This is a genomic window from Kineococcus rhizosphaerae, assembly GCF_003002055.1.
Taxonomy (GTDB): domain Bacteria; phylum Actinomycetota; class Actinomycetes; order Actinomycetales; family Kineococcaceae; genus Kineococcus; species Kineococcus rhizosphaerae.
In genome coordinates this window covers 348,627-371,380 of record NZ_PVZF01000004.1, presented here as the reverse complement: position 1 = coordinate 371,380, position 22,754 = coordinate 348,627, and the positions used below count along the sequence as shown (strand labels likewise).

Sequence of the window (22,754 nt, the reverse complement as noted above, 5' to 3'; positions counted from 1 at the left end):
CCGTGACCACCGAGCCGACCACCCAGCAGGATTCGGGTGCGCCCATCAGCCCCGACCCGGCCTTCGCCGCGCAGGCCGTGGCCCAGGCGGACCTGTACGAGCGGGCGGCCGCCGACCGGCTGGGCTTCTGGGCCGAGCAGGCCCGCGAGCACGTCACCTGGGACACCGACTTCACCGACGTCCTGGACTGGTCGAACCCGCCGTTCGCGAAGTGGTTCGTCGGCGGGAGGTTGAACGTGGCGGTGAACTGCGTCGACCGCCACGTCGCGGCCGGCAACGGTGACCGCGTCGCCATCCACTTCGAGGGCGAACCGGGCGACACGCGGACGGTGACGTACGCCGAGCTGCACGAGCAGGTCCAGCGCGCCGCGAACGCCCTGACCGCCCTCGGTGTCCAGGCCGGGGACCGGGTCGCGATCTACCTGCCGATGCTGGTGGAGTCCGTCGTGGCGATGCTCGCCTGCGCCCGCCTCGGGGCGGCGCACTCGGTGGTGTTCGGCGGGTTCTCCGCCGACGCCCTGAACTCGCGCATCAACGACGCCGAGGCCAAGCTCGTCATCACCTGCGACGGGTCCTACCGGCGCGGTAAGCCCACCACCCTCAAACCCGCCGTCGACGCGGCCCTGGCCAAGGGCGCCCCCAGCGTCACCAACGTCCTGGTCGTCCAGCGCAACGGCGAGGCCGTCGACTGGGTCGAGGGCCGCGACGTGTGGTGGCACGAGGCGCTCGAAGCCGCTGCGCCGCAGCACGAAGCGGAGTCCTTCGACGCCGAGAACCCGCTGTTCATCCTCTACACCTCCGGCACCACCGGCAAACCCAAGGGCATCCTGCACACCTCCGGCGGGTACCTCGTCCAGACCGCGTACACGACGAAGAACGTGTTCGACGTGGAACCCGAGCGCGACGTGTACTGGTGCACCGCCGACATCGGCTGGGTCACCGGGCACTCCTACATCGTCTACGGCCCGCTGGCCAACGGCCTGACGCAGGTCGTCTACGAAGGGACCCCGGACACCCCCGACAAGGACCGCTGGTGGTCCATCGTGGAGAAGTACCGCGTCAGCGTCCTGTACACCGCGCCGACGGCGATCCGCACCTGCATGAAGTGGGGCGAGGAGTTCCCCGCCCGCCACGACCTGAGCTCGCTGCGGGTGCTGGGCAGCGTCGGGGAGAACATCAACCCCGAGGCGTGGAACTGGTACCGCCGCGTCATCGGCGCCGGCCGCACCCCCATCGCGGACACCTGGTGGCAGACCGAGACGGGCGCGCAGATGATCGCCCCGCTGCCCGGCGTCACCGCCCTCAAGGCCGGCTCCGCGCAGGTCCCGCTGCCCGGGATCGTGGCCGAGGTCGTCGACGACGCCGGCGAGCCCGTCCCGCACGGCCAGCCCGGCTACCTGGTGCTCACCGAGCCGTGGCCGGCGATGCTGCGCGGCATCTGGGGCGACGAGCAGCGGTTCAAGGACACCTACTGGGCGCGGTTCCCGGGCCGCTACTTCGCCGGCGACGGCGCCAAGCGCGACGACGACGGCGACATCTGGCTGCTGGGCCGCGTCGACGACGTCATGAACGTCTCCGGCCACCGGCTGTCGACCGCCGAGATCGAGTCCGCGCTCGTCTCGCACCCCGACGTGGCCGAGGCCGCGGTCGTGGGCGCCACCGACGAGACGACCGGGCAGGCCGTCGTCGCCTTCGTCATCCTGCGGGGCGGGCACGAGCAGGGGCCGGGCACCGTCGCGGACCTGCGCAACCACGTCGCCGGCCAGATCGGGCCCATCGCCAAGCCCAGGTCGATCATGGTCGTGGCCGAGCTGCCCAAGACCCGCTCGGGCAAGATCATGCGCCGGCTGCTGCGCGACGTGGCCGAGCACCGCCAGCCCGGCGACGTGACGACCCTGACCGACTCCTCGGTCATGGACGCCATCACCGCGGGCATGGGCGCAGCTCTCCAGGACTGACCCGAAACCTCCCCGTCCGGGCCGGGTGCCGGACGGGGAGGTGCGTCAGGCTGGGGGAGTGCGCAACCGCCCCCGTCGCCCGCTCGCCGCAACCGTCGTCGCGACGGGGGTGGTCGCCGCCGGCGCCGCCGTCGTCGGGGCCCCGGAGTGGTTCGGGCTGGCGGGGCAGCGGCCGTTCCTGTGGACCGTCCCGTTCCGCGTCCCCGTCGGGGTCGGGCTGGCGGGGCTGGCCGCCGTCACGGGCCTGACGGGGGTCCGCTGGCGCCGCGCCCTGCCCGCCGCGACGGTCCTCGCCGTCGCCGCGGCCGGCTCGCTCGGTGCCACCGCCGCCCGCGGGGTCTCGGCCGGGGACCTGCCCGTCGCGCGCGCCGGGGACGTGACGTTCCTGGCCGCCAACGTCCTCATGGCCCGGGCCGACCCCGACGCCGTCGCCCGGCTCGCCGTGGACGGCGCCGCCGACGCGGTGTCGCTGCCGGAGTCGACGCAGCCGTACGCCGACGACGTCGCGGCGCGCATCGAGGCCCGCACCGGCACCGGCGTGCAGGTGTTCTACCGCCGCGACCGCGAGGGGGGTTACGGGACCGCGCTGCTCGTCTCGCAGCGGCTGGGGGAGTACCGCGCCACCGGGGAGCTCACCGACGGTCTCAAGGCCGTCGTCACCGCCGAGCCCGTCTCCGGCGACGGCCCCGTGCTCGCCGCCGCGCACACCGCCGCGCCCGTCCCGCAGCTCGTCGGGGACTGGACGCTCGAGGTGCGGGCCGTCGCCGACTGGTGCGCCCGCACCCCCGGGGCGCTGCTCGCCGGAGACCTCAACGCCACCCTCGACCACCCGGGCCTGCACCTGCGGGGGTCCTGCGTCGACGCCGGCGAGCAGACCGGGACGGGGGCCCGCGGGACGTGGCCCGCGAAGTACCCCGCCGTCGTCGGGGCCACCATCGACCACTCCCTGGCCGACGGGAACCGCTGGCGCGCCGTCGGTTCGCGCGTCGCGGCCCTGCCCGGCAGCGACCACCGGGCGCTCCTCGCCCGGTGGCGTCCGGTCGACCGGACGTGATCACGCTGGGCCGAGCGGGGGAACCGGTTCGAAGATCTCCCGATCGGCCCCGCGAGGAGGTTGAGAGCCGTAGTGTCGTCCTGGTCGTCGCTCGTCCCCCCTGTACGAGAGCGACCCCTGCGTCGCCGTCGGTCCCCCCGCCGACGGCGACGCGCTCACCCTGGCGGTGCACGTGCCCGGCGCAACTCCTAGGCTCTGCCCGGCGCCCCGAGTGCGGGAACGCGCGACCGGCCTAGGAGGATCTCGATGACCACCCTGAACGACCGTCCCGTCGGGGCTCCCGAACGCACGATCGGTCAGCTCGTGGCCGACGCGACGAAGGACATGACCGAACTCGTCCGCTACGAGATCGCCCTCGCCAAGGCCGAGATCACCGCCGACGTGAAGAACGGCGCCTTCGGCGGTGCCCTGTTCGCCGTCGCCGGTGTCTTCGGGTTCGTCGCCTTCGTCTTCCTCGGGGTGACCGTCGCCTTCGCCCTGCACGAGGGCGCCGGCTGGGACGTCTGGCTGAGCTTCCTCGTCGTCGCCGCCGCGATGCTCGTCGTCGCCGGCCTGGCCGCCGCGATCGGGTTCGGCCGCATCAAGCAGGTCCGCCCGCCCGAGCGCACCATCCGCACCACCAAGGACAGCATCGCCGCCGTCAAGGCGGCCGCGACCGGCAAGCCCGTCGCCAAGACCATCACCGGCGCCCCGGGCGCGCGCAGCATCGGGCACTGATCAGCACGCCCGCCACGGACGTCTCGGCCGTCCTCGTCGAGGGGCCGTGGCGGCACCGCCTGGTCGCCGCGCACGGCGCGCGGTTCCACATCGCCGAGCTCGGTGAGGGACCGCTCGTCCTGCTGCTGCACGACTTCCCGCAGTTCTGGTGGGCGTGGCGGTCCCAGCTCGTGGCGCTGGCCTCCGCCGGCTACCGCACCGTCGCGATGGACCTGCGGGGGTACGGAGCCTCCGACAAGCCCCCGCGCGGGTACGACACCCCGACGTCGGCGGCCGACGTGGCCGCCGTCGTGCGGGCCCTGGGCGAACGCGACGCCGTCGTCGTGGGCCTGGGGATGGGCGGTCGCACCGCCTGGGCGCTGCCGTCGCTGCACCCCGAGCAGGTCCGCGGCGTCGTCGTCGTCGGTGCCGGGCACCCCCTGCTGACCGGGCACGTCCTGCGCGACCGCCTCGGGCGGGCCACCGGCTTCGACACCACCCGCACCGCCTTCTGGCGGCAGCTGCCCGCCCTGCCCGAACGGTCCCTGCTGACCGGTGACGGCGTCGAGCGCGTCCTGCGGGAGCGCTCCGGCCCGGCCTGGCCGGGCCCCGCGGACGTCGCCCGCTACGCCGAGGCGATCCGCGTCCCGTTCGTCGCCCACTCCGCGCTGGAGTACCACCGCTGGATCGCGCGCTCGGCCGTGCGCGCCGACGGCCGGCGACTCGCCGCGGCCCTGCGCGCGGGCGTCGAGGTCCCCGTCCTGCAGGTGCGGGGGGAGCTGGACCCCACGGTCTCGCGGCGCACCCTGCACGCCGCCGCGGACTACGCGCACGGCCCGCACCGCGTCGAGGAGGTCCCCGGCGTCGGCCACTACGTGCCCGAGGAGGCTCCCGACCACCTCGCCGCCCTCCTCGCGGGGTGGCTCGCCCGCTGGTGATCTCCTTCCCGCCGAAGGCACACCTCGCGCCCCGGAGAGCGCTGTCCTGGGGCGGAAGGTGTGCCTTGCGCGGGAACGACCCCTAGGCCGTGCAGGCGCCCGTGCCCACGGGCGCGGTGGACGAGCCCGCTTCCGCCAGGACCGCGTCGAGCTCGACGGGGGCCAGGACGTAGCCCGTGTCCGGGTCGTCGAGGGACTTGGCGAACACCACGCCCGCGACCCGCCCGTCCTCGGTCAGCAGCGGCCCCCCGGAGTTGCCGGGCTGGACCGTCGCCGCCACCGAGTAGACCTCGCGCACGACGTCGCGGGTGTCGTGGATGTCGCGGCCCTGCGCGCGCAGGAGCTGGCGCACCCGGGCCGGGACGGCCTGGTAGTCACCGTCCAGGGGGAAGCCCACGACGACGGCCGCGTCCCCCGCGACGAGCTCGGGCGCGCGCGGCAGGACCGGCGCCGACAGGCCCGGGACGTCCAGGACGGCCAGGTCGCGGTCGGCGTCGAAGGCGACGACGGTCGCCGCGTACCGCCGCCCCTGCCCACCCGGCTGCACCTCCGGCCGCTCGACGCCCGCCACGACGTGCGCGTTCGTCACCACCCGGGCCGACCCGCCGGAGTCCGCCACGACGAACCCGCTGCCCTCCAGGCCCCGGCGGCAGCTGTCCGCCACGCCCGTGACCTTCACGACGCTCGCCAGGGGCCGCTGCAGGGCCTCGGGGGCGTTCGCGGGCGGCTGCGCCACGGGCGCGATGGGCTCGGGCGTCAGACCCGTGAAGACCCGCGGGAACCCGCTGGCCTGGGCCGCGGACCAGAAGCGGGACAGCAGGTCCCCGGTCGAGGCCGGCACGACGTCGTCGACGGCCGTGACGACCCGCGAGCCCGTCACGGTCTGCGCGATGCGCGGCAACGGCGCCTGCCGGGCCGCCCCCGCGACGACCCACACCACGAGCAGCGTCGCCACCCCGCCCGCGACGGCCCCCAGGAGCGCGTCGAGGAACCGCGCCGGCGCCCAGCGCACGACGGCGCGCACCCGCGCCGCCACCAGGCTCAGCAGCACCCGGCCGAGCACGGCCAGCACGACCGTCCCCACGACCACCGCCAGCGTCCGCTGCAGCCCGGAGTCCCAGCCGGCCACCACCCGGGGCAGGGCCACGACCCCCACGGCCGCCCCACCCACCAGGCCCACGAACCCGGCCGCGCCGACGAGCAGACCCTCCCGGTAGCCGGCGACGACCTGCGCGAGCAGCAGGACGAGCAGCACGACGTCCAGCACGTCCGACGCGCTCACGCACCACCGCCCTCTCGTGCCGCTCCCGCCCGTCCTGCCCACGTCAACGCCTCGGCCAGCGAAAGGGTTGCGGCCCCGGTCCCGGCCGGGGGCAGCAGGCCGCCGAGGTCCAGGACCCGCACGAGGACCTCGGCCGTGAAGCCCCACACGAGCAGCCCCCGCACCGCGAACGCCGGGCCCGTGTACCCGCCGGGCCCGCGCAGGCGGCGCGCGTCGTCGAACAGCTCGGCCAGCGGGACGCGTTCGACGCGCGCCACCTCGTCGGGGTCGACGACCCCCACCGGGCACGGCTCGCGCCAGAACCCGACGACCGGGGTCACCCGGTGCCCGGAGTGGGCCAGCCCCAGCGGCGGCAGCTCGCCCAGGACCTCCACGCCGGAGGCGAGCAGCCCCGTCTCCTCCGCCGCCTCGCGCAGCGCCGTCGCGGCCGCGTCGGCGTCACCGGGGTCCTGACGGCCCCCCGGGAACGCGACCTGCCCCGAGTGCTGGCGCAGCGTCGAGGCCCGCTCGGTGAGCAGGACCTCCGGTCCGGCGGGACCGTCGGCCAGCAGCACGAGGACGGCGGCCGGGCGCGACCGCGCCTGCGGCACCCGGTCCTCGCGCCAGCGCAGGTCGGCCACCGTCACGTCCGGCAGCCGCGCGGCCAGCGGCCGCAGCCACTCCGGAAGGCTCACACGTCCACCGTCATCGGGGCCACCGGCCCCTTGACCAGCGCCGCCGCCTTCACCGGGTCGTTCTCCCCGATCCCGCCCGAGGGGCACAGCCGCAGGACCGGGCACGCCCCGCACGCCGGCCGGCGGCTGTGGCACGTGCGGCGGCCGTGGAAGATCATCCGGTGGTTGAACATCGTCCAGTCCTTGCGCGCGATGAGCTCCGCGAGGTCGGCCTCCACCTTCACCGGGTCCTCGTGCATCGTGAAGCCGAGCCGGCGCGACAACCGCCCCACGTGCGTGTCGACCGTCAGCCCCGGCACCCCGAACGCGTCCCCGAGCACGACGTTCGCCGTCTTGCGCCCCACCCCGGCCAGCTGCACGAGGTCGCGCTGGCGGGCGGGGACCTCGCCGCCGTGCTCGGCGACGAGCCGGGCCGCCAGCTTCAGCAGGTTGTCGGCCTTGGCGCGGAAGAAGCCCGTCGGCTGGACCAGCCCTTCCAGCTCCGCGCGGTCCGCGGCCGCCAGGTGCGTCGCGTCCGGGTACCGCGCGAACAGCGCCGGGGTGACGAGGTTGACGCGCGCGTCGGTGCACTGCGCCGACAGGACCGTCGCGACGAGCAGCTCGAACGGCGTCGTGAAGTCGAGCTCGCAGTGCGCGTCGGGGTACCGCTCGGCGAGCACCCGGTGGACGCGCCGGGCGCGGCGGGTGCGGGCCAGCTGCGTCTCCACCCAGCGAGCCTACGACCCCGTCCCGACCCGCACGGCGCTGCTCGGGTGAGGGGTTTGCCCCGCCCGGGTGACACCCCGTCAAGCACCCTCCGAGGGGGGCCGACACCGCACTCATGCACCCCCGCGACGCCGACCCTGCCGCCCCGGTCGACCCGCCCCACGACGGGGACCACCTGGAGCCCCTGCTCGAACCGGCCCTCGTCCCCGTGCTGTCGCAGGTCCTCGAGGCCGCCGACGACCTGAGCTGCCGGCAGGTGGTCCGGGTGGAGCTGGCCGAGCTGCCGCTGCCCGCGCTGCGGCGGCGCCGGGCGGTGCTGCAGGAGGAGGTCCGGCGCGTCCAGCACTGGCACCGCCTCGTCCGGGCCCGCCGCGACCTGCTCGTGGCGACGGCCTGCGGTCCCGAGGAGCTGCAGGTGCCCCTGGAGGCGGCCGGCCACGGGGCGCCCCTGGGCACGCTGCTGGACGTGGACGCCCTCACCGTCCACAGCCTCGACCCGGCCCACGGGCTGCGCGGGCTGCTCCTGCTGGACCGCCCGATCCGCGGCGGGGGGCTGCCCGACCAGCTGCAGGAGCTGTCCGGGGCGCTGTCCCGCCTCAGCGGGTACGAGGACGCGCTGCTGGCCGAGCTGGCCGTCGCCACCGACGTCCTCGCCGAACGGTGCCGGACCCTGTTCGGGCCCGCCGCGGGCTGAGAACCCCCTGGTGCGGCAGACTGTTGCCGCGCGCGCCGGTGTGGTGCGCGTCACCGCAGCGCTGGACGCAGGTCACGGGAGGTCGTCGGTGGAGCACGGGGTCGAGCACGGGGTGGACACCGACCGTCCCCTCGAGCGGGTCACCGAGCGTCTGGTGGACCGCCCGGGGGACCGCCCGGGGGACGTGGTGCGCCGGGCGCCGTTGTTCGCGGCCCTCGACGACGAGGCCGCCGCCGAGCTCCTGGAGTCGATGGAGGCCGTCCACCTCGACCGCGGGCAGCAGCTGTTCGGCGAGGGCGAACCCGGTGAACGCGTCTTCGTCGTGCGCACCGGCAAGATCAAGCTCGTCCGCAGCTGGCCCGACGGCCGAGAGAACCTCCTGGCCGTCCTGGGCCCGGGGGAGATGTTCGGCGAGCTGTCCCTGTTCGACCCCGGACCCCGCACCAGCTCGGCCCGCGCGGTCTCCGAGGCCGAGCTGATCGCCCTGGGCCACGACGAGATGATGCGCTGGCTCGCCCGCCGCCCCGAGGTCGCCAAGCACCTCCTGCGGGCCCTGGCCCAGCGCCTGCGCCGCACCAACGTCGCCCTCGCCGACCTCGTCTTCACCGACGTCCCCGGCCGCGTCGCCAAGGCCCTGCTGGACCTCTCGCGCCGCTTCGGGCGGCCCATCGCCGACGGCCTGCTCGTCGCCCACGACCTCACCCAGGAGGAGCTCGCCCAGCTCGTCGGCGCCTCCCGCGAGACCGTCAACAAGGCGCTGGCCGACTTCGCCTCCCGCGGCTGGCTGCGCCTGGAAGCCCGCGCCGTCGTCCTGCACGACGTCGAGCGCCTGGCCAAGCGGGCCCGCTAGCCGTACCCGAGGTGGTGCAGCTGGGCGCGGATCGACTGCGCCGCAGCCCACCTCAGCTTCCCCTCGAGCGGCCCGTGGACGGCCTCGACGACGTCGTCGACGTCGCGGTGGCCGGCCGCCCAGGCCCGCCGCACCTGCTCCAGGCGCGCCAGCCGGTGCTCGCGCTGGGTCCGCAGCGCCGCGTCCGCGTCGGTGCGCACCGGGCCGTGCCCGGGCAGCAGCACCCCGGCGCCCAGCCCCAGGAGCAGGTCCAAGGAGGCCAGGTGGTCGCCGAGGTCGCCGTCGTCGGCGATGACGGTGGAGCCCCGGCCCAGGACGGTGTCGCCCGTCAGCAGCTCGCCGGTGCCCAGCAGCACGCTGAGCGAGTCGGCCGTGTGGCCGGGGGTCGCCAGGACGCGCAGGTCCAGACCCGCGGCGCGGTGCCGGCCGGCCGTGCGCACGACGGGCGCGGGGTGCTCGGCGACGAACGCCGCGAGCCCGCCGACGTGGTCGTGGTGGTGGTGCGTCCCGACGACGAGGGCGACGGGCCGGCCGGCCAGCACCCGTGCGATCGCTGCCCGGTGCACGGCGTCGTCCTCGCCCGGGTCGACGACGACGACGTCGGGGGCGCCGGGCGCGGCCAGCAGCCACGTGTTCGTCCCGTCGAGCGTCATGGGCCCGGCGTTGCCCTGCAGGACGCAGGTGGCCCGGTCCGTGACCGGGCCACCCGTCCAGGGCTCAGGAGCGGACACGCACCGTGATCTCGACCTCGACGGGGGAGTCCAGCGGCAGGACCGCCACCCCCACGGCGCTGCGGGCGTGGACCCCGGCCTCGCCGAAGATCTCCTGCAGCAGGTTCGAGGCCCCGTTGACCACCGCCGGCTGGCCCGTGAACGACGGGTCGCTCGCCACGAAGCCGACGACCTTGACGACGCGCTCGATGGCGTCGACGCCCCCGGCCACGCTCGCGGCCGCGGCGACCGCGTTCAGCGCGCACGTCGCGGCGAGCTGCTGGGCGGTGTCGGGGTCGACCAGGTCGCCCCCGCCCGCGCCGACCTTGCCCGTCACCGCGAGCTCGCCGTCGACGAACGGCAGCTGGCCCGAGGTCAGGACGAGGTCCCCGTCCCGGGTGGCGGGCACGTAGCTCGCCACGGGCGGGACGACGTCGGGCAGCGTCAGGCCCAGCTCGGCCAGGCGCTGCGAGGCCGCGGTCACTGCTTGGGCCGCTTCAGGTAGGCGACGAGGCCGTTGCCGTCGGGACCGGTGACGACTTGCACCAGCTCCCAGCCGTCGCTGCCCCACTGGTCCAGGATCTGCTTCGTCGCGTGGACGATCAGGGGGACGGTGGCGTACTCCCAGGTGGTCATGGGGGAAGTATCGACCGTGGTGCTCACCGCTCCGCAGCGGGAGCGGGCTCAGGTCCGCGACCGGTCCGGTCGCGGACGCCCGCTCCCGCTGCTGCGCGTGCTCAGACGGCGGCGTGCACGTCCGCGTGGACGTCCGCGTCGACCTCCAGCGGGACCGTCGTCCCCGACCCCGTGACCTCACCGGCCGCCGCGCCGAGGGCCGCGTCGCGCGCGGTCTCCAGCAGCCGGCGCCAGGACTGCACGTTCGGGCGGCGCTTGAGCAGCGCGCGGCGCTCCCGCTCGGTCATCCCGCCCCAGACGCCGAACTCGATCCGGCTGTCCAGCGCGTCGGCCAGGCACTCCGTGCGCACGGGGCACCCCCCGCAGATCTGCTTGGCCCGGTTCTGCGCCGACCCCTGCACGAACAGGTCGTCCGCCGTGCTGGCCTTGCAGGCCCCCCGGCTCGCCCACTCCAACGTCCACGCCATCGACGGCCCCTCCCGTCAGAGCCCTCCCCGGCCGGGTGCCCTGGCGGGCACCGGTTCCCCCCGGTTCGAGCAGTCCCTGTGAATTGCTCCGAGTGCCCACGAGCGGGCACTTCGGCAGCGTATGGTCGGCGCAGGGCCTGCCCCAGAGCACCTTGTGACGAACCTGGGTAGTCACTTCGGGCTAGCGCCGACCCGTCCGCCAGGGGCACCACGGTGCGTTTCGGCCCGGTCACGATCCTGCGTGCAGACCGCGGAGGGCGTGTGGAGCTGCCCGAGCTCGGCGCCGCGCGGCTTACCCTGGCCGCATGGCACCTCGCTCCCCGCACGCCCGGCGCCCGGTCTTCCGACTGCTCGCGGCGTTCGCCGCGGTCAGCGCCGCCGGTGGCGTGCTCAGCGCGGGGCTCGTCGTCCCGGCCGTCGCGGCCACCGGCAGCCTGACGAGCGACGGGGTCAACGTCTTCAACGAGCTGCCGGCCGACCTGGGCGACAAGACGCTGTCGGAGGCCTCGACCATCGAGTGGGCCGACGGGACCCCCATGGCGAAGGTCTACGACGAGAACCGGACGGTCATCGCCTACGACCAGATCGCCCCCGTCATGCGCGACGCCATCGTCTCGATCGAGGACGACCGCTTCTACCAGCACGGCGCGGTCGACGTGAAGGGCATCGTCCGGGCCCTGGTGTCCAACGCGGGGGGCGGCAGCACCCAGGGCGCGTCGACGATCACGCAGCAGTTCGTGAAGAACGTCCTCGTCCAGCAGGCCGTCCAGGAGGGCGACTCCCAGGCCGCCGCGAGCGCCGTCGAGGCCAGCGGAGTCGAGGGGTACGCGCGCAAGCTGCGCGAGATGAAGCTCGCCATCGGCGTCGAGAAGGAGATGTCGAAGAACGACATCCTCGCCGGGTACCTGAACGTCTCCTACTACCAGAACAACGTCTACGGCATCGAGGCCGCAGCGCAGTTCTACTTCTCCAAGCCCGCCGCGAACCTGACGCTGCCCGAGGCGGCGCTGCTGGCCGGGATGGTGCAGAACCCCGCGGCGTACAACCCGCTGAAGTACCCCGACGCGGCGGTCAAGCGGCGCAACGTCGTCCTGGGCCGCATGCTGGAACTGGGCAAGATCGACCAGAAGACGCACGACGAGGCCGTCGCCACACCGCTGCAGCTGCAGCAGAACCCGAGCCGGCAGGGCTGCCTGACCGCGGGCACGGCGGCGTACTTCTGCGACTACGTCGTGCACGTCATCGAGTCCGACCCCGCGTTCGGGGCCACGGCCGAGGACCGGCGCAACCTGCTGCGCCGCGGTGGCCTGACGATCAGGACGACGCTGGACCCGACCGTCCAGAACATCGCCCAGGACGCCGTGAACAAGGGCGTCAACCCCGGGCAGGCGGCGCGCGCGGCGGAGTCCGTCGTGCAGCCGGGCACGGGGAACATCCTGGCCATGGCGCAGGACACGACGTACTCCCCGGACGAGGACCAGCCCGGCGTCACGACGCTGAACTACAACGTCAACCAGGCGATGGGCGGGACGATCGGGTTCCAGCAGGGGTCGACGTTCAAGGCCTTCACGCTGGCCACCTGGCTGAAGGCCGGGAAGTCGCTGGACTCCACCGTCGCCGCGCCCAGCAGCGGCAACGACCCGTTCAGCGCGTTCACGGCGTGCGGCAAGAAGCTGCAGGGCGGGCGCTACCCCTACTTCAACGCCGAGGTCGGCAGCGCCGGTGGCGCCATGTCGGTGCGCGACGCGACGCGCAACTCCGTCAACACCGCCTACATGTCGATGGAGAAGCAGCTGGACCTGTGCGACATCGCGGCCACCGCGCAGTCGCTGGGCGTCTACAAGGGGTCCCCGACCCCGCTGGACACCATCGCCTCCAACCCCAAGACGTACGACCTCGACCGGCTGCCGTCGATGACCCTGGGGACGAACCTGGTGACCCCGCTGTCCGTGGCGGGGGCCTACGCGGCCTTCGCCGCCGAGGGCAACTTCTGCAAGCCGACCGCCATCACGTCGGTGGTCGACACCGACGGCAAGCCGCTGCAGATCCCGTCGGCCGACTGCAAGCAGGTCCTCGACGTCAACGTCGCGCGCAACGTCACCGAGGCGCTGCGCGGCGGGTGGACGAGCGGGACCGCGGCCGGCGTCGGCAAGGCCCAGCTGAAGGGCCGGCAGGTCGCCAGCAAGACGGGGACGACGAACGGCAGCCAGAACGTGTGGTTCGCGGCCTACACCCCGCAGCTCGCCTCGGCGGTGTGGGTCGGTCACCACACCGGCTACCGCACCCTGAACGGGGAGAAGATCAACGGCCGCCGCGTCGGCCGGGTGTTCGGCGCGACGATCCCCGGCCCGATCTGGGCGAACACCATCGGACCGGCCTCGGACGCGCTGAACCTGCCGAAGGCCACCTTCACCGACGGCACCAACACCGGTCTGAAGACGACGACGGCCGACGGCCGGATCAGGGTGCCGAGCGTCGTCGGGCGCAGCGTCTCCTCGGCCAAGGCGACGCTGCAGGCGGCCGGGTTCTCCGTCAAGGTCGGTGGCTCGGTGCAGTCCTCGTCCGTGCCCAAGGGGCTGGTCGCCAGCCAGAGCGCCCGCTCGGCCGCCGCCGGCGCCACCATCACGATCTCGACGAGCTCGGGGCCGCCGCCGGTCAAGACGCCGACGCCGGACCCGACGCAGCCGAGCCAGGCTCCGGACCCCCAGCAGCCGCCGCAGCAGGACCAGCCGCAGCAGCCGACGCAGCAGACCCCCGGAGCGTCGGGGACCTGAGCGGGGACCGGGCGGGGCCGGGAGGGTCTCGGTAGGGTCGTTGCCCACACCCGGTGCCGACCCGAGGAGCCTGCCGTGGACACCGCCCTGGTCGACGACGTCGTGGTGCTGCTCCTGGACCCGGAGTCCGGGCGGCCCCTGACGGACGCCACCCGCCTGCGGGCGGTCGTGGGCGGCAGCGTCCTGCTCGACCTGGCGCTGCGGGGTCGGCTCGTGGCCGAACCCACGCGCTGGGGTCAGGACAAGGTCGAGGTGACGGACGCCTCGCCGACCGGGGACGACGTCCTCGACCACGCCCTGCAGCGCCTCGGGACCCGGCGCTGGGCGGCGGCGTCGGCCGTCACCCGCGTCGTGGACCAGCGGGTGGGCCGGCAGGTGCGCGACCGGCTGGCCGGGCGGGGGGCGCTCCGGCACACCCCCGGCGGCGTCCTGCGCCTCGCCCGGGACCACCCCGCGGCGCCGGTGCGCGACCCCCTCGTCGCGGCCCTCTCGGACGCGGTGTCGGGGACCCGTGAGGTCCCGCCGCGGGTGCTCGCGCTCGTCACGCTCGTGCACTCGGTGGGGGCGGTCCCGAAGGTCGTGCCCGGGCTCGCGCTGCCGCGCAAGCAGCTCGCGGCCCGGGTCGCGAAGCTGAGCGCCCTGCTGACCGAGGGGGAGTGGGCCGGCCCGGCGGTGGCCGCCGCCGTGCGGTCGGCCCAGGCCGCCGTCACGGCCGCCGTCACGGCCGGCACCGTCGCGGCCACCACCGCCGCCGGCTGAGCGGGGCGGGCTCAGGCCTGCAGGCGCGCCCGCACCGCCCCCGACAGCCGCTTGCCGTCGGCGCGGCCGGCGACCTTCTCCTTCAGCTGCGACATGACCGCGCCCATGGCGCCCATGCCCGTCAGCCCCTCGCCCGTGGCGACGAGGACGGCTTCGTCGACCAGCTCGGCGAGCTCGTCGTCGGTCAGCGGCGTCGGCAGGTACGTCTCGACGACGCCCAGCTCGTCGCGCTCGCGGGCGGCCTGCTCGGTGCGGCCGGCGCCGTCGTAGGCCTCGGCGGCCTCGCGGCGCTTCTTCGCCTCCCGCTGCAGGACGGTGACGACCTCCTCGTCGGACAGCACGCGCGCGGCCTTGCCGGCGACCTCCTCGGAGCGGACCGCCGTCAGGACCATGCGCAGGGTCGCCGACCGCAGCTCGTCGCGGGCCTTCATCGCGGTCGTCAGGTCGGTCTGCAGGGTGTCCTTGAGGGTGTCGCTCATGCGGCGATCCTCCCACCCCCGTCGAGCGGGTCCCGGGGTGCGCGAGGATGGCCGGATGCCCAGCGTCCTGAAGGCCACCGCCGCCACCGTCGGCCTCACCGCCCTGGCCGGGGCCGCCGGTGTCGGCTACGCCGCCGGGTACGAGGTGCGGGCCTTCACCCTGCGGCACGCGGTCGTCCCGGTGCTGCCGGTCGGCTCCCCGGTCCTGCGGGTCCTGCACCTGTCCGACCTGCACCTCGTCCCCCGCCAGCACCGCAAGCGCGCGTGGGTCTCGGCGCTGGCCGACCTCGAACCGGACCTGGTCGTCACCACGGGGGACAACCTCGCCGCGCAGGACGCCGTGCCCGCCGTCCTGGAGACCTACGCGGGGCTGCTGGAGCGCCCCGGGGTCTTCGTCCTGGGCTCCAACGACTACTGGGCGCCGAAGCCGCGCAACTGGTCGAAGTACCTGCAGGGGCCGTCGCAGGTCAAGGCCGGGGAGAAGGCCGTCCGGCTGCCCACCGAGGACCTCGTCCGCGGGTTCACCGACGCCGGCTGGGTCGACCTCGACAACGTCCGGACCCGGCTGCGGGTGGGTGGCCTCGACCTGGAGCTGGTGGGCGTCGACGACCCCCACCTGCGCTACGACCGCTACCCCGACGTCGCCGGGCCGGCCGCGCCCGACGCCGACCTCACCGTGGGCGTCACCCACGCCCCCTACCGCCGGACGCTGGACGCCATGACGGCCGACGGCGCGGGGCTGCTCCTGGCCGGGCACACCCACGGCGGTCAGCTGTGCGTGCCGGGCGTCGGCGCGCTCGTGACCAACTGCGACCTGCCGCGCGCCCAGGCGTCCGGGCTCTCGCGGTGGTCGGCCGCCGGCCACCGGGGGAGTCGGGACGCCTGGTTGCACGTCTCGGCGGGGCTGGGGACCTCGCCGTACGCGCCGCTGCGGTTCGCCTGCCGGCCGGAGGCGACGCTGCTGGAACTCGTACCGGTGCGCTGAACGGGGTCCCCGGTGAGAACGTGGTTCGGAGCACGGCCCGGCGTGGGCTACTCTTGGCGAGGCCGTTCGCGCGGCTGAGCAGTATCGGGGTGTGGCGCAGCTTGGTAGCGCGCCTCGTTCGGGACGAGGAGGCCGCAGGTTCAAATCCTGTCACCCCGACTCGCACGAAGGGCCCGGTCCACTGGACCGGGCCCTTCGTCGTTCCCGGTCGCCCCCGCCCGGCGCGCGGCCCCCGCCGCGCACCGCCAGGATCGGGGCGTGCTCCCCCCACCGGCGGACCCGCGGTCCGCTCCCGACCTCACCGGCCCGGTGATGATGCACCAGCACTGGGACGACCTCGCGTTCCTGCACTGGGAGGCCGACCCCGCCCAGGTCGCTGCCCACCTGCCGCCGGGGACCCGCCCCGACCTGTTCGAGGGCCGGGCGTACGTGGGCCTCATCCCCTTCACGCTGCGCGGGGCCGGACCCGGCCGCCGCGGGCCCGCCGTCCCGTACGTCGGGACCTTCCTCGAGACCAACGTGCGGATGTACTCCGTCGACGACGAGGGCCGGCACGGCGTGGTCTTCGCCAGCCTCGACACGTCCCGGCTGCTCGCCGTCCTCGGCGCCCAGGCGCTGTTCGGGCTGCCGTACCGCTGGTCGGCGATGACCCGCGCCGTGCGCACCCGCGGCGGCGCGCGCGAGCTCGGGTGGACGTGCCGGACGCGGGCGGGGGTCCGCAGCCGGGTCGCCGTCCGCGAGGGCGAACCGTTCGAGGACGACCTCGGGGTCTTCCTCACCGCCCGGTTCGGGCTGCACGTCGCGCACCTGGGCCGCACGCGCTGGGTCCCCAACGAGCACGAACCCTGGCCGCTGCGCCGGGCCGAGGTCCTCGACCTCGACGACGGGCTCGTCGCGGCGGCGGGGTTCGACGTGCAGGGGCCGCCGGACCACGTGGCGTTCGCGCGGCGGGTGACGACGCGGTTCGCCGTCCCCCGCCGGATCGGCGGGGAACTGCAGTCCCCGGCCGGCCGTTGACCACCGCGTAGCGTCCCCGAAACCGTCCCCGACCCCGGAGAGGACCGCCGCCGCCGATGCGCGACGACGATCGCCCTTCAAGTACCGCCCCGCGCACGTCCGACCACGGTGAGGTGGTCCCGTGACGGACGTGCTCGCCCTGCTCCTCGGCGTCGTCGTGGTGTTCGTCATCACCGTCGCCACGGGCTACTTCGTGGCCCAGGAGTTCGCCTACATGTCGGTCGACCGCTCGGGCCTGGGGGCCCGGGCCTCGGCCGGTGACACCGGGGCCGAGCGCGCCCTCGCGGTCACCCGGCGGACCTCGTTCATGCTGTCCGGCGCCCAGCTGGGCATCACGGTCACCGGCCTGCTCGTCGGGTACGTCGCCGAACCCCTCATCGGGGAGTCCCTCGGCTCGCTGCTCGGCGGGGTCGGGATCCCCACCGCGGTCAGCGTCGGGATCGGCGCCGTCGTGGCGCTGGTGCTCTCGACGTTCGTCCAGATGCTCTTCGGCGAGCTGTTCCCGAAGAACCTGGCCATCGCGACCCCCGAACCGCTGGCGATCCGGCTGAGCCGTTCGACGCTGGTCTACCTGCGGCTGTTCGGCTGGCTGATCTGGTTCTTCGACCAGGCCTCGAACGCGCTGCTGCGCGCGCTGCGGATCGAACCCGTCCACGACGTCGAGCACGCCGCGACGGCCAAGGACCTCGAGGCGATCGTCGAGGAGTCCCGCGAGAGCGGGGACCTGCCGCCGGACCTGGCCGTGCTGCTGGACCGCATCCTCGACTTCCCCCAGCGCGACGTCGAGCACGCCATGGTGCCGCGCTCGCGCGTCGACACCGTCGAGGAGTCGGCCGACCTCGGTCTGGTGCGCGCGCTCATGGCCGTCGGCCACTCCCGGTACCCGGTGGTCGCGACGGGCTCGGGCGACGTCCTGGGCGTGGTGCACCTCGCAGACCTGCTGGCCACCGCCGAACCGGACACCGCGCACGTCACCCGCACGATGCGCCCGCCGCTGGTCGTGTCGACGTACACGCCGCTGCCGGACCTGTTGCGGCAGCTGGCCGAGACGAAGAACCAGCTGGCCTGCGTCGTCGACGAGCACGGCGGTTTCACGGGCGTCGTCACCGTGGAGGACCTCGCCGAGGAACTCGTCGGGGAGATCACCGACGAGCACGACGACGAGAACCCCACGTACATCCCCGTGGAGGGCGACGACGTGTGGGAGATGTCGGGCGAGGTGCACGTCGACGAGGTCGAGCGCGCCCTCGGGGTGGACCTGCCGCACGGCGACTACGAGACGGTCGCCGGGCTGGTCATCGCCGCCCACGGCGGGCTGCCCGGCCCGGGCACCGAACTGCACCTGGACCTGCCGGCGGAGTTCGACGAACCCGCCCGCACCCTGACCGTGCGGGTGCTGGCCGTCGACCGGCACGTGCCCGCCCGGGTGCGGCTGGAACTGAGCGCACCGGAGGTGGGCGATGAGTGACGACCCGTTCGTGGTGGTCCCCGTGACCGCCCTGATCGTCACGCTGAGCGCGTTCTTCGTGGCCGTCGAGTTCGCCCTGCTGGGCGCCAAGCGGCACCGGCTGGAGGAGGCGGCGGGCACCTACGCCGGGCGCGCCGCCCTGCGCAGCTCGCACGAGCTGACCGTCCTGCTCGCGGGCTCGCAGCTGGGGATCACGGCGTGCGTCCTCGCGCTGGGCGCCATCTCGAAACCGGCCGTCCACCACTGGCTGACCCCCGGTCTGGAGGCGCTGGGCGTGCCGGCGGCCGCGGCCGACGTCGCCGGTTTCGTGCTGGCCCTGTTCGTCGTCACGTTCGTCCACCTCGTGGTGGGGGAGATGGCGCCGAAGTCCTGGGCCATCGCGCACCCGGAACGTTCCGCGCTGCTGCTCTCGGTGCCCATGCGGGCCTTCACGTGGGTGTTCCGGCCCGTGCTGCGGCTGCTGAACTCCGCGGCGAACTCCCTGGTCCGCGCGGTGGGGGCCGAACCGACCGAGGAGGTCGTCGTCGGGCACAGCCCCGAGTCGCTGCGGCACCTGGTGGAGCACTCCACGAACGTCGGCGCGCTCGACGCGGGGTTCTCGGCGCAGCTGTCGGGGGCCCTGGACCTGCAGCGCATGACGGTCCGCGACCTCCTGCGCCCAGGCAACGTCCCGGCGTCGGTGCCGGCCGGCGCGTCCGTGGCGGACGTGCAGGACCTGGCCCGCCGCACCGGCCACCTGCGGATCCTCGTCGGTGACCCGGGGCGGATCACCGGTGTCGTGCACGTGCGCGACACGCTGACCGAACCCGTCGAGGCCCCCGCCGGACCGTTCGTGCGGCCGGTGTTCACGCTCGAGGCGGGCACGACGCTGCACGTGGCGCTGACGCGGATGCGGGAGACGAGCAACCACCTGGCCCTCGTGACCGACGGTCCGCGGGTGGAGGGGGTCGTGACGCTGTCCGACGTGCTGCGGCGGTTGTTCCCCACCCCGACGGCCGTCTGAGGCGGGTGGCACGATCGGTGGGGTGAGCGACGCTGAAACCCCCGCCGAGGTCCCCGTCTGGGAGAGGCGGTTCCGCGCCGGCCGGATCGGCCTGCCCGAGTGGGCCGAGGACGCCCCCGACCGGTGCGTCGTGGAGGCCACCGTCGCGGGCGTCCTGGAGGTGCACTCCTGGGACGCCTCGACGGGGGAGCTGCACCGGCTGACCGACCGGCCCGAGGGGACCTCGAGCGCGACGATCGACCCCGCGGGGCGGTTCGTGTGGTGGTTCGACGACACCGCGGGCGACGAGCACGGCGTCTGGCGGCGCCAGCCGTTCGGCTCGGCCCCCGGGGTCGGCGTCGAGGACCCGCTCGGGCTGCCGGCCGCCTACCCGGCGGGGCTGGCGCTGGGCCGCAGCGGCGTCGTGGTCGTCGGGTCGCAGGACGACGACTACGGCACCCGCATCGACGTCGTCTCCGCCGGGGTCCCCGACGGGGTCTCGCGCCGGTTGTACGAGCACCGCGAGGACGCCTGGGCGGGGGACCTGTCCCCGGACGAGCAGTGGGTCGCGATCGCGCACTCCGAGCACGGCGACTCCCGCCACCCGGACCTGCGGGTGCTGGCGCTGGCCGACGGGTCCACGGTCGCGGAACTGTCCGACGGCCCCGGCAAGGGGGTGTCGCCGGCGGGTTTCTCCCCCGTGCGCGGTGACGCCCGGCTGCTCGTGGAGCACGAGCGCGCCGGCCGTCCCGAGCTGCTCGTGCTGGACCTGCTGACCGGCCGCGAGGTCCAGATCGTCCTCGGGGTGCCGGGGGAGGTCGCGGGCGCGGAGTGGACCCGGGACGCGACGGGCCTGGTCGTCCTGGTCGACCACGAGGCCCGGACCCTGGCCTACCGCGTGGACCTGGGAACCGGTGTGGTGCAGCAGGTCGGGCCGACGACGGGGACGGTCTCCGGGGCCACGGCCCGGCCCGACGGGGACGTGTGGACGACGTGGTCGTCCTCGGCCCAGCCCTCGACGGTGCGCCGCCTCGACGGGACCGTCCTGCTGCGCGCGCCGGGCGAGGCGGCCCCGCCGTCGGTCGACGTGCAGGACGTGTGGGTCGACGGTCCCGGCGGCCGCGTCCACGCGCTGCTGCGCACGCCCGCCGGGTCCACGGGTCCGTGGCCGACGGTCGTGGAGGTCCACGGCGGCCCGACCGCCCACGACACCGACGCGTTCCGCCCGTACTGCGCGGCGTGGGTGGACGAGGGGTTCGCCGTCGTGCAGGTGAACTACCGCGGGTCGACGGGGTACGGGTCGGCGTGGCGGGACGCCCTGGAGGCCCGGGTGGGGCACGTCGAGCTGGAGGACGTCGCCGCGGTCGCCGACCACCTCGTCGCGCAGGGGGTCGCGGACCCGTCGCGGCTGGTGCTCGCGGGGGCGTCCTGGGGCGGGTTCCTCACGCTGCTGGGCGTGGGCACGCAGCCGCAGCGCTGGGCCGTGGGCCTGGCGGGGGTGCCCGTCGCCGACTACGTCGCGGCCTACGAGGACGAGATGGAGGGGCTGAAGGCGTTCGACCGGTCCCTGTTCGGCGGGTCCCCGGAGCAGGTGCCGGACAAGTACGCCGACTCCTCCCCGATCACCTACGTCGACGCCGTCACCGCGCCCGTGCTGGTCCTGGCCGGCCGCAACGACCCGCGCTGCCCGATCCGGCAGATCGACAACTACCTGGAGCGGCTCGCGGCGCGGGGGGCGGTGCACGAGGTGTACCGCTACGACGCCGGGCACGGCTCGCTGCTCGACGACGAACGCGTGCGGCAGATGCGGGTGGAACTCGACTTCGTGCGCCGGCACCTCCCCTGACCCCTCCCCGCGATCAAGGAATCGCCCACCGCGATCAAGGAATGCCGGAGAATCGCTGGGAAGCCGCGTCCTCGATCGCGGTGGACGATTCCTCGACCGCCGGGGTCAGGGGCGGTGGCGCAGCCCGTCGAGCAGCAGGTCCACGACGCGCTCGGTGTAGTCCTGATCCGGCGTGGACAGCCGGGACAGCGTGGCGAGCAGTTCGTCCGCCGTCAGCGGGCGGCGGATCTCCCCGGCCGCTTCGGCGGCCTCCAGCAGCGCCTCGAGGGCGGGTTCGAACCTCGAGGAGAAGTACGCGGGGAGGGGTTCGAAGGCGGGGTCGCCGGAGTGCAGGGCCGCGGCGAGCCCGCGCTTGGCGGCGACGAAGCCGGTGAAGCGCAGGAGCCAGAGCCGCAGCGCCTCGAACGGTGGGTGCTGCGCGGCCAGCAGGGGCGCTTGCTCGGCGCACGCGTCGACCTCGTGGCGGAACACGGCCGTGACGAGGTCGGAGCGCTGGGGGAAGTGGCGGTAGACGGTGCCGACGCCGACGCCGGCCTTCGCCGCGATCTCGCGCACGGGGGCGTCGACCCCGGAGACGGCGAAGACGTCGCGGGCGGCGACGAGCAGGGCGTCGAGGTTGCGCTGCGCGTCGGCGCGCACCTTGCGTTCAGCCATCGGGCGGGACCCCCCTTGCGTAACCGGAACAACGTTCCGTACAGTTCCGGAAGAACGTTCCGCTTCATCGTCTCACGGAGGACCCCCATGCAGCACCGCAGCCTCGGCCGCACCGGCATCCAGGTCAGCCCCTTCGCGCTCGGCGCGATGATGTTCGGCCCGATGGGCAACGGCGACGTCGAAGACTCCGTCAAGATCATCCACCGCGCCCTCGACGCCGGGATCAACCTCGTCGACACCGCCGACGCCTACTCCCAGGGCGCCTCGGAGGAGATCGTCGGTCAGGCGCTCGCGGGCCGCCGCGACGACGTCGTCCTCGCCACCAAGTTCCACCTGCCCATGGGCGAGGACCCCAATCGCCGCGGGAACTCCCGGCGCTGGATCGTCCGCGCCCTCGAGGACTCGCTGCGCCGCCTCGGCACCGACCACGTCGACCTCTACCAGGTGCACCGCCCCGACCCGGACACCGACGTCGAGGAGACGCTGTCCGCGCTGACCGACCTCGTGCGCGCCGGCAAGGTCCGCGCGATCGGCACGTCCAGCTTCCCCGCCTCCGAGATCGTCGAGGCCCAGTGGGTCTCCGAGCGCCGCGGGCTGGAACGGTTCCGCACCGAGCAGCCCACGTACTCGATCCTCAACCGCGGCATCGAGAACGAGGTCCTGCCCGTCGCGCAGCGGTACGGCATGGGCACCCTCGTCTACTCCCCGCTGTCCGGCGGGATGCTCACCGGCCGCTACCGCAAGGGCGCCCCCGTCGACTCGATGCGCGCCAACCGGTTCCGCTACTTCTCCGACGAACGCCGCCTCGACGTCGTCGAGGAGCTCGTCGCCCTGGCCGACGAGGTCGGCGTCAAGCTCACCCACCTCGCGCTCGCCTTCGTCGTCGCCCACCCCGGCGTCACGTCCGCGATCCTCGGCCCGCGCACGATGGAGCAGCTCGACGACCTGCTCGCCGGCGCCGACGTCGTCCTCGACGACGCCGTCCTGGACCGGATCGACGCGATCGTGCCGCCCGGCGAGGACGTCGGGCTGCTCGACATGCAGTACCGCACGCCTCCGATCGGGGACGCGGCCCTGCGCCGGCGGCCGGCGACGACCCGTGCGGCCGCCTGAGGGAATCGGCACG

23 protein-coding genes and 1 tRNA gene are annotated in these 22,754 nt (G+C 74.7%); 15 read left to right on the top strand and 9 right to left on the bottom strand.

Annotated features, from left to right (window positions below):
• The first annotated feature begins 2 nt into the window (after positions 1 to 2).
• The 4 genes from acs (at position 3) to CLV37_RS10920 (ending at position 4,646) form a co-directional block, all read left to right on the top strand.
• Positions 3 to 1,958 carry an acetate--CoA ligase gene (acs, locus tag CLV37_RS10935; protein WP_106210093.1) on the top strand — a complete coding sequence of 652 codons (1,956 nt, stop codon included), beginning with the start codon at positions 3 to 5 and terminating at the stop codon, positions 1,956 to 1,958.
• A 58-nt stretch (positions 1,959 to 2,016) separates the two neighbouring features.
• Positions 2,017 to 3,012 (top strand): endonuclease/exonuclease/phosphatase family protein, encoded by a 996-nt coding sequence (locus CLV37_RS10930; RefSeq protein ID WP_106210091.1) that lies wholly within the window; start codon positions 2,017 to 2,019, stop codon positions 3,010 to 3,012.
• Between the two features lie 246 nt (positions 3,013 to 3,258).
• Positions 3,259 to 3,729 carry a phage holin family protein gene (locus CLV37_RS10925; protein WP_106210089.1) on the top strand — a complete coding sequence of 157 codons (471 nt, stop codon included), beginning with the start codon at positions 3,259 to 3,261 and terminating at the stop codon, positions 3,727 to 3,729.
• The gene (locus CLV37_RS10920) at positions 3,726 to 4,646 is read left to right on the top strand and encodes an alpha/beta fold hydrolase (RefSeq protein ID WP_342762260.1); all 921 of its coding nucleotides are present in this window, start codon (positions 3,726 to 3,728) and stop codon (positions 4,644 to 4,646) included. Before CLV37_RS10925 ends, CLV37_RS10920 begins: the two co-directional genes overlap by 4 nt.
• A gap of 82 nt (positions 4,647 to 4,728) precedes the next feature.
• Here CLV37_RS10920 and CLV37_RS10915 read toward each other — a convergent pair whose 3' ends face one another.
• From CLV37_RS10915 to nth, 3 genes are read right to left on the bottom strand one after another with little or no spacing between them, the layout of a single operon-like run.
• Positions 4,729 to 5,928, bottom strand: a complete 1,200-nt coding sequence (locus CLV37_RS10915; protein WP_170127180.1) for a MarP family serine protease — start codon at positions 5,926 to 5,928, stop codon at positions 4,729 to 4,731.
• Positions 5,925 to 6,602: an NUDIX hydrolase gene (locus CLV37_RS10910; RefSeq protein ID WP_106210083.1), complete on the bottom strand. Its 678-nt coding sequence runs from the start codon at positions 6,600 to 6,602 to the stop codon at positions 5,925 to 5,927. Before CLV37_RS10910 ends, CLV37_RS10915 begins: the two co-directional genes overlap by 4 nt.
• Positions 6,599 to 7,309 (bottom strand): endonuclease III, encoded by a 711-nt coding sequence (nth, locus tag CLV37_RS10905; RefSeq protein ID WP_106210081.1) that lies wholly within the window; start codon positions 7,307 to 7,309, stop codon positions 6,599 to 6,601. The genes CLV37_RS10910 and nth overlap by 4 nt, the downstream gene beginning before the upstream one ends.
• Before the next feature lie 113 nt (positions 7,310 to 7,422).
• Between nth and CLV37_RS10900 the strand changes: the two genes are divergently transcribed.
• Both CLV37_RS10900 and CLV37_RS10895 read left to right on the top strand, forming a co-directional pair.
• Complete coding sequence (locus tag CLV37_RS10900) at positions 7,423 to 8,001, top strand: hypothetical protein (RefSeq protein ID WP_106210079.1); 579 nt, start codon at positions 7,423 to 7,425, stop codon at positions 7,999 to 8,001.
• 154 nt (positions 8,002 to 8,155) lie between these two features.
• Entirely contained in the window at positions 8,156 to 8,851 is a 696-nt protein-coding gene (locus CLV37_RS10895; protein WP_106210202.1) for a Crp/Fnr family transcriptional regulator, read from the top strand.
• Here the strand turns inward: CLV37_RS10895 and CLV37_RS10890 are convergent.
• The 4 genes from CLV37_RS10890 to CLV37_RS10880 all read right to left on the bottom strand — a co-directional run bounded on the left by CLV37_RS10890 (position 8,848) and on the right by CLV37_RS10880 (position 10,664).
• The gene (locus CLV37_RS10890) at positions 8,848 to 9,582 is read right to left on the bottom strand and encodes an MBL fold metallo-hydrolase (protein ID WP_211298550.1); all 735 of its coding nucleotides are present in this window, start codon (positions 9,580 to 9,582) and stop codon (positions 8,848 to 8,850) included. The genes CLV37_RS10895 and CLV37_RS10890 overlap by 4 nt on opposite strands.
• Positions 9,569 to 10,045, bottom strand: coding sequence for a RidA family protein (locus CLV37_RS10885; protein ID WP_106210077.1), 477 nt, complete (start codon positions 10,043 to 10,045; stop codon positions 9,569 to 9,571). Before CLV37_RS10885 ends, CLV37_RS10890 begins: the two co-directional genes overlap by 14 nt.
• Positions 10,042 to 10,197, bottom strand: a complete 156-nt coding sequence (sp36, locus tag CLV37_RS27025) for a Sp36 family protein (protein ID WP_146149365.1) — start codon at positions 10,195 to 10,197, stop codon at positions 10,042 to 10,044. The genes CLV37_RS10885 and sp36 overlap by 4 nt, the downstream gene beginning before the upstream one ends.
• Before the next feature lie 101 nt (positions 10,198 to 10,298).
• On the bottom strand, positions 10,299 to 10,664 hold the full coding sequence (locus CLV37_RS10880) for a WhiB family transcriptional regulator (protein ID WP_106210075.1): 366 nt from the start codon (positions 10,662 to 10,664) through the stop codon (positions 10,299 to 10,301).
• 305 nt (positions 10,665 to 10,969) lie between these two features.
• On the opposite strand from CLV37_RS10880, the gene CLV37_RS10875 reads away from it, so the two are divergent.
• Together CLV37_RS10875 and CLV37_RS10870 are read left to right on the top strand one after the other, a co-directional pair.
• On the top strand, positions 10,970 to 13,438 hold the full coding sequence (locus CLV37_RS10875) for a penicillin-binding protein (protein ID WP_106210073.1): 2,469 nt from the start codon (positions 10,970 to 10,972) through the stop codon (positions 13,436 to 13,438).
• A gap of 75 nt (positions 13,439 to 13,513) precedes the next feature.
• On the top strand, positions 13,514 to 14,197 hold the full coding sequence (locus CLV37_RS10870; RefSeq protein WP_106210071.1) for a GOLPH3/VPS74 family protein: 684 nt from the start codon (positions 13,514 to 13,516) through the stop codon (positions 14,195 to 14,197).
• A gap of 11 nt (positions 14,198 to 14,208) precedes the next feature.
• On the opposite strand, the gene CLV37_RS10865 is transcribed toward CLV37_RS10870, so the two are convergent.
• Positions 14,209 to 14,676: a GatB/YqeY domain-containing protein gene (locus CLV37_RS10865; RefSeq protein ID WP_106210069.1), complete on the bottom strand. Its 468-nt coding sequence runs from the start codon at positions 14,674 to 14,676 to the stop codon at positions 14,209 to 14,211.
• A 55-nt stretch (positions 14,677 to 14,731) separates the two neighbouring features.
• On the opposite strand from CLV37_RS10865, the gene CLV37_RS10860 reads away from it, so the two are divergent.
• The 6 genes from CLV37_RS10860 to CLV37_RS10835 all read left to right on the top strand — a co-directional run bounded on the left by CLV37_RS10860 (position 14,732) and on the right by CLV37_RS10835 (position 20,974).
• Positions 14,732 to 15,661, top strand: a complete 930-nt coding sequence (locus tag CLV37_RS10860; RefSeq protein ID WP_106210067.1) for a metallophosphoesterase — start codon at positions 14,732 to 14,734, stop codon at positions 15,659 to 15,661.
• Between the two features lie 85 nt (positions 15,662 to 15,746).
• Positions 15,747 to 15,820: transfer RNA gene (locus CLV37_RS10855), tRNA-Pro, on the top strand.
• Positions 15,821 to 15,919: 99 nt separating this feature from the next.
• Positions 15,920 to 16,678, top strand: coding sequence for a YqjF family protein (locus CLV37_RS10850; RefSeq protein ID WP_245885349.1), 759 nt, complete (start codon positions 15,920 to 15,922; stop codon positions 16,676 to 16,678).
• Between the two features lie 121 nt (positions 16,679 to 16,799).
• The gene (locus tag CLV37_RS10845; protein ID WP_106210065.1) at positions 16,800 to 18,146 is read left to right on the top strand and encodes a hemolysin family protein; all 1,347 of its coding nucleotides are present in this window, start codon (positions 16,800 to 16,802) and stop codon (positions 18,144 to 18,146) included.
• Complete coding sequence (locus CLV37_RS10840) at positions 18,139 to 19,149, top strand: hemolysin family protein (RefSeq protein ID WP_106210063.1); 1,011 nt, start codon at positions 18,139 to 18,141, stop codon at positions 19,147 to 19,149. Before CLV37_RS10845 ends, CLV37_RS10840 begins: the two co-directional genes overlap by 8 nt.
• A gap of 13 nt (positions 19,150 to 19,162) precedes the next feature.
• Entirely contained in the window at positions 19,163 to 20,974 is a 1,812-nt protein-coding gene (locus CLV37_RS10835) for a prolyl oligopeptidase family serine peptidase (RefSeq protein WP_106210061.1), read from the top strand.
• A gap of 105 nt (positions 20,975 to 21,079) precedes the next feature.
• Here the strand turns inward: CLV37_RS10835 and CLV37_RS10830 are convergent, their stop codons facing one another.
• Positions 21,080 to 21,628, bottom strand: coding sequence for a TetR/AcrR family transcriptional regulator (locus tag CLV37_RS10830; protein ID WP_106210059.1), 549 nt, complete (start codon positions 21,626 to 21,628; stop codon positions 21,080 to 21,082).
• An 87-nt stretch (positions 21,629 to 21,715) separates the two neighbouring features.
• Between CLV37_RS10830 and CLV37_RS10825 the strand changes: the two genes are divergently transcribed.
• A complete protein-coding gene (locus CLV37_RS10825; protein ID WP_106210057.1) occupies positions 21,716 to 22,741 on the top strand; it encodes an aldo/keto reductase in 1,026 nt (341 codons plus the stop codon).
• Positions 22,742 to 22,754 lie beyond the last annotated feature (13 nt).

What these genes read in the sequence shown, in the direction of transcription:
- CLV37_RS10880 (WP_106210075.1), bottom strand. Translation starts at nt 10,664, where the DNA reads ATGGCGTGGACGTTGGAGTGGGCGAGCCGGGGGGCCTGCAAGGCCAGC.
- sp36 (WP_146149365.1), bottom strand. Translation starts at nt 10,197, where the DNA reads ATGACCACCTGGGAGTACGCCACCGTCCCCCTGATCGTCCACGCGACG.
- CLV37_RS10840 (WP_106210063.1), top strand. Translation starts at nt 18,139, where the DNA reads ATGAGTGACGACCCGTTCGTGGTGGTCCCCGTGACCGCCCTGATCGTC.
- CLV37_RS10875 (WP_106210073.1), top strand. Translation starts at nt 10,970, where the DNA reads ATGGCACCTCGCTCCCCGCACGCCCGGCGCCCGGTCTTCCGACTGCTC.
- CLV37_RS10900 (WP_106210079.1), top strand. Translation starts at nt 7,423, where the DNA reads ATGCACCCCCGCGACGCCGACCCTGCCGCCCCGGTCGACCCGCCCCAC.
- CLV37_RS10925 (WP_106210089.1), top strand. Translation starts at nt 3,259, where the DNA reads ATGACCACCCTGAACGACCGTCCCGTCGGGGCTCCCGAACGCACGATC.
- CLV37_RS10825 (WP_106210057.1), top strand. Translation starts at nt 21,716, where the DNA reads ATGCAGCACCGCAGCCTCGGCCGCACCGGCATCCAGGTCAGCCCCTTC.
- CLV37_RS10860 (WP_106210067.1), top strand. Translation starts at nt 14,732, where the DNA reads ATGCCCAGCGTCCTGAAGGCCACCGCCGCCACCGTCGGCCTCACCGCC.
- CLV37_RS10865 (WP_106210069.1), bottom strand. Translation starts at nt 14,676, where the DNA reads ATGAGCGACACCCTCAAGGACACCCTGCAGACCGACCTGACGACCGCG.
- CLV37_RS10830 (WP_106210059.1), bottom strand. Translation starts at nt 21,628, where the DNA reads ATGGCTGAACGCAAGGTGCGCGCCGACGCGCAGCGCAACCTCGACGCC.